Origin of the sequence: Actinoallomurus acaciae, assembly GCF_042429965.1 — a bacterium.
Classification (GTDB): domain Bacteria; phylum Actinomycetota; class Actinomycetes; order Streptosporangiales; family Streptosporangiaceae; genus Actinoallomurus; species Actinoallomurus acaciae.
The window spans coordinates 1-2,442 of the sequence record NZ_JBHLZP010000830.1; the positions used below are offsets into that span (position 1 = coordinate 1).

General features: G+C 73.5%; 4 protein-coding genes. 3 read left to right on the forward strand and 1 reads right to left on the reverse strand.

The window, feature by feature from the left end:
• Positions 1–232, forward strand: a 232-nt coding sequence (locus ACFFNX_RS47640; protein ID WP_378213034.1) for an IclR family transcriptional regulator domain-containing protein, incomplete at its 5' end; no start/stop codon positions are given.
• 3 nt (positions 233–235) lie between these two features.
• Here ACFFNX_RS47640 and ACFFNX_RS47645 read toward each other — a convergent pair.
• On the reverse strand, positions 236–1,225 hold the full coding sequence (locus ACFFNX_RS47645; protein ID WP_378213035.1) for a redoxin domain-containing protein: 990 nt from the start codon (positions 1,223–1,225) through the stop codon (positions 236–238).
• Positions 1,226–1,296: 71 nt separating this feature from the next.
• On the opposite strand from ACFFNX_RS47645, the gene ACFFNX_RS47650 reads away from it, so the two are divergent.
• Positions 1,297–1,935 carry a MerR family transcriptional regulator gene (locus ACFFNX_RS47650; protein ID WP_378213036.1) on the forward strand — a complete coding sequence of 213 codons (639 nt, stop codon included), beginning with the start codon at positions 1,297–1,299 and terminating at the stop codon, positions 1,933–1,935.
• Between the two features lie 43 nt (positions 1,936–1,978).
• The coding region (locus ACFFNX_RS47655) for a hypothetical protein (RefSeq protein WP_378213038.1) at positions 1,979–2,442 on the forward strand (464 nt) is incomplete at its 3' end.

Below are 2,442 nucleotides of genomic sequence, written 5' to 3' on the forward strand. Positions count from 1 at the left end.
CGCGACGACGCTGGCGTCCGTACGCCGCCGCGGCTGGGCCCAGAGCGTCGGCGAACGCGAGCAGGGCGTGGCGTCGGTGTCCGCGCCGATCCGCGGCACCGGCGCGCGCGTGATCGCCGCGATCTCCGTCTCGGGCCCGATCGAGCGCCTGAGCCGCTCCCCCGGCCGGATGCACGCCCCGCCGGTCCTCGCCGCCGCCGAGAAGATCTCCGAGTCCATGCGCCGCCCCTGAGCCTCAGGAGTCGGCCAGCGGCCGGTAGATGGGGATTCCCCGGGTCTGCAGTTCCTCCCGCAGCGCGAAGTAGGCGTCGCCGAACGGGTCCACCCCGGTCAGCGGCATCAGGCCCCGGCGGATCGCCACGTCGTGCGGGGCCAGGGCGGCGGCCTCGGCGAGATGACGGTCCGCCGCCTCCGTACGTCCCCGGCGGACCAGCCACACCGCGAGGCGGGCGTGAGCGCGGGCCCGCTGCTCCTCCGGTGTCGGCACGCGCAGGTGCTCGCCGATCTGCGCGTCCGTGAGACCGCGATCCCCCTCGACCACCCAGCGCCGCAGCGCCGCCCCCGACACTTCGGAGTCGATGCCGTTCATCGAGCGGAACAGGTCGGTCGCCGTCTGGGTGTCCTGCGGCCGGGCGATCCGGCCCTCCTCATCCACCCAGACGACCGTCGGCACGTTGACGATGTTGTAGCGCTCGGCGACGATCCCGTCGGCGTCGGTCAGCGCCGGATGGGTGAGGTCCCGCTGCCAGGGCCGGGCCTGCTCCGGGTCGCGGTCGCACGCGACGCTCACGACGGTGAGACCGTACGGCTCCAGCGCCTTGTGCCGTTCCTCCCACGCCGGCAGGTCGTACCGGCAGCCGCACCACGACGCCCAGAAGACCAGCGCGACCTTGCGACCGCGAAAGTCGCTCAGGGACCGGCCGTCGAGGGTGAAGTCCGGCGCCTGCCCGGTCGCGGGCAGCGGGGCGGCGTCGGCGAGGGCGATCACCCGCTCCGCACGGTCGACAACGGCGATCTTGCCGGTCAGCGCGGCGAAGGCCACGACGTCGATCCCACCGCCGGTCTCGGCCTCGCGCACCGCGGCCGCCGGGACGCACGCGTCGTCGCGGCACCAGCCGTGCGGCTTGCGGACCCATCCGAGCACCGGTGCGGTCAGCGGCGCACGCAGGTCACCGTCGAGATCGATCCGCTCCTCGCGGCCGTCGGTCAGAAGGGTGTGGTTCATGACGCTCCCATTGGATAGTGACACTCTCCAACTATTGGATAGCGCTAGTATCTAAGTCAAGGGGGTGGCGGATGAAGATCTCCGAACTCAGCGACCGCAGCGGTCTGCCGGTGCAAACGATCAAGTACTACATCCGGGAGGGCCTGCTGCCGAAGGGCGCGGTGACCGCCGCGACCAGGGCGGAGTACGCCGAGGAGCACCTTGAGCGGCTCCGGCTCATCCGGGCGCTGCGCGAGGTCGGCGACCTGTCCGTCGCATCGGTCAAGCGCATCATCGGCGCCGTCGACGACGAGGCGGTCGGCCTGCACGAACTGCTCGGCACCGCGGCGTACACGCTGAGCCCGGCGGTCGAACCCCGGCCCGGGGAGCCCGACTGGCGCTCGGCCCGCGAGGACGTGGACGCGATCATCGCCGAGCTCGGCTGGCAGGTGTCCCCGGACGCGCCGACCCGCGACCTGCTCGCCCAGGCGTTCCTCGCGCTGCGCCGCCTCGGACGGCCCATCGTCTGGACCGACCTGCGCCCCTACATCGAGGCCGCGACGATCATCGCCGAGCACGAGATCGGCGACATACCGGTCGAGGGCGAGCGCGGCCGGGCCGTGCAGACGGCGGTCGCCACGAACGTGCTGTACGAGAAGGTGCTGCTCGCCCTGCGGCGCATGGCCCAGGAGGACGCCTCGGCCCGCCGGTTCGGCGCCGAGAGCGGCTGACCGCACGCTTCACGTCCGGCCGGGCGCGGGTAATCATGACGGTGTGGATTTCGATGAGGCCGCCGACGAGCTGTACGGCGTGCTGCCGTCGGAGTTCACGGCGACCCGGAGGAGGCTGGCGGGCGAGCTGCCGCGAGACGACGCCCGGCGGCTCACCGCGATGCGCCGCCCGACCGTCCCGGCCTGGGCGGTGAACCTCCTCGTCCGCGACGACGCGGTCGGCCCCATCCTGGAGCTCGGCGAACGCATGCGCGCGGCATGGTCGGAGGGCGGCGACCTGACCGCGCTGGACCGCGAGCGGGCCTCTCTCGTCGGCGACCTGGTCCGGCGCGCCCGCGCGCTGGCCGATGAGGCCGGACGGCCGTTGAGCGACGCCTTCGCCGACGAGGTGGACGAGACGTTGCGCGCCGCGATCGCCGACCCGTCGGCCGCCGAGGCCGTACGCGCGGGGCGCCTCGACCATCCGCTGCGGCACGCGGGCTTCGGCCCGTTCGGGTCCGCCGCGCC

Bases quoted from the DNA above. Each gene is read 5' to 3' on its own strand.
- ACFFNX_RS47645 (WP_378213035.1), bottom strand. From the start codon at position 1,225: ATGAACCACACCCTTCTGACCGACGGCCGCGAGGAGCGGATCGATCTC.
- ACFFNX_RS47650 (WP_378213036.1), top strand. From the start codon at position 1,297: ATGAAGATCTCCGAACTCAGCGACCGCAGCGGTCTGCCGGTGCAAACG.